Raw genomic sequence first — 2,305 nt, forward strand, 5'->3', positions numbered from 1 at the left:
GGACCATCTTGCTCTTCCTTCACTACTCTAGTGGATAAATCATTATATTTCCCTTTAAGTTCTTCTAAATAAGGAAATACAAACTGTTTCACAGTCTCTTTGGAGTATTTAAATTCCGATTCCTCTGGTTGAGAATGTTCTATGTTTCCTAACTTTTCTTTTCCCTGAATTTCTTCAATCTTTCCTGTCATTTCAATAATGGAGTACTTCGCATCTAATGTATCAGCAAATTTCTTGATATTATCATTTATTCCTTGAACTTTAGAAGCAATCTTATTATGAATATCAATTTTGAAATCATTTACTTTATTCTCAATTCCATCGCGAACTTGTTCTTTCGTATCTACCACTATCTGCTTTAAACCTTTAGTAAGATCAGTGAATACTTTTTTTAACTTTCCAACAATATTCATCTCTAATTGAGGAATTTCCTTTAAAGGAGCCTTTTCCATTTTCTCTGTGAATTCTGTTAAAAGCTTTTCCATTTTCAAGAAATGTTTATCTAATATAGCAGATATTGCAGGTTCTTCAGGAGACAATCCTTTTTGCTCAAGAACAGCTTTTAATTCTTCTGCTCCCTGATTTACAACATCTATGACTGGATGAGCTTGTTGCTTTACCATTTATAAACCTCCTTCTATTATTTTTTATATACTTCTTTAGTCTTTTCTATATCACCACCTTTAAAGGAATAGGTTCTATTCTATCCATTATGATTTTTCATAAATTTTCTTTGCTTCATTATGACTAGTACAAGTACAACCAGTACGATTAATGCTCCTATTAAACAACCTATCAGCAACCCGTTTGAATTGCTTTCCACAACATTTTTTTCATCCTCGAATGTTTGTTTTTTCACCTGTTCTACTTCTTTATTAGCAATAGAAAAATTAAAGGACTTTTTACTACTATTCTTGTTAAAAGTGGTTTCTACAGATGCCTTGTAATCACCACTGGATAGATCTCCATTCCAAGGGATTTCTAAAGTTGTCTTTGATTTTGGAGCTAGCTGTATGTTTGTTTCAAAAGAGAACACCTTTGATGCATCTTTTAAAACAGTAATATCGATTTTGCCTCCATCTACTAAAGCAGCATTATCATTTTCCACATCAATTTTTAAATTACCGTCTTCTTGTCGCACAGCTTTAACGAAAGACTTAGCTAATGATTTGTTATCAATTGCAGTTGGCTTTCCTATCGTAAATTCAACAGGTAGTATTTTTTCAATTTCATAATTGGTTTCAATTGTCCCTGTCTGCTTGTCGTCATTTTTTATACTTGTAGATTCTCCAGATTGTTTTTCTCTAAAAGAAATGGCACCTAAATAGGTGCCATCTTTTAAATCTTTTGTATCTAAATTAAAGGGAATAACCTTCTCTTCATTAGCATTAAGTTCTACCGTCTCATCAATACTCAAATGGGAGGCCACATCATGACCAACCTCAGTGTATTGACCACTGTTCAGATCTTTAACAAACCCAACAGAACCGCCACTTTCTGTAATGGCATTTAAAGGTTGTGTACTTAGTGTAATAGCTTTTGTAGAATCATTGCGAATACGAAAAGATAAAGTATAATTGCTGTCTTTTTTTAGTGATAACTGAAATCTACCTGTTTGATTTGGATTTTGATTATCGTCGTAGATAGGAGTAATGATGTAATTACTTCCTATTGTTTTATCGTTGTCTTTGGCAAAAGAAATGGAAGGAATACAGAGAAGTAAAATTGCTATTAATAAAGTTATTTTTTTCATATCTAATGTCACCCTTTCTTTAAGCCAGAAGTTTCGCTCCTGGCTTTCTATTATGTATTACAGCCCTTGAACCACACTAAATGTAATCGTAGTTTCATAAGGAGTCGGAGTTGTTGGATAGTTGATTAAATCGACCATATTTTTATTAGGTGTTATTGTTGTTGTTATTTCATTTACTGCATTTATAGTGGTTGATCCAGATTGCGTTCCACTATATACCGTTGCTGTCATTTTATCTATTACAGCTCCTGATACAGTTCTTGTTATATTCGTATTGGAGATTGTTTCTGAAGTAACACGATACTGAATTGTATTTCCAACTATAGCTGAAGTTCCTGATTTAAAGCCTCCAGCTGGTGCCTTCTCTGTTAATGGAGTAGCAGCTAACTTCAGTGACCATGCACTATTAGTCCCTGTAAGATCCTCTACTTTAATTTCTGGAAATTTTGCTAACACTATTTTTTGTGTTTCTGCACTTACTGTAGCTAACGGATTTAATATTTCTGGATTACTAATTGTTAAATATATTCCTTGGCTCTGGACACCCGCTGT

3 protein-coding genes are annotated in these 2,305 nt (G+C 33.1%); all 3 read right to left on the reverse strand.

All coding sequences use genetic code 11. The features are described from left to right. The coding region (locus tag ABZ565_RS35325) for a hypothetical protein (protein ID WP_361036415.1) at positions 1-623 on the reverse strand (623 nt) is incomplete at its 3' end. Positions 624-703: 80 nt separating this feature from the next. Beyond that, positions 704-1,765: a DUF916 domain-containing protein gene (locus tag ABZ565_RS35330; RefSeq protein WP_356973234.1), complete on the reverse strand. Its 1,062-nt coding sequence runs from the start codon at positions 1,763-1,765 to the stop codon at positions 704-706. A 45-nt stretch (positions 1,766-1,810) separates the two neighbouring features. After that, on the reverse strand, positions 1,811-2,305 hold a 495-nt coding region (locus ABZ565_RS35335), incomplete at its 5' end, for a hypothetical protein (protein WP_361036418.1).

The sequence above is a fragment of the Streptomyces sp. NPDC016469 genome (assembly GCF_040632905.1).
Classification (GTDB): Bacteria; Actinomycetota; Actinomycetes; order Streptomycetales; family Streptomycetaceae; genus Streptomyces.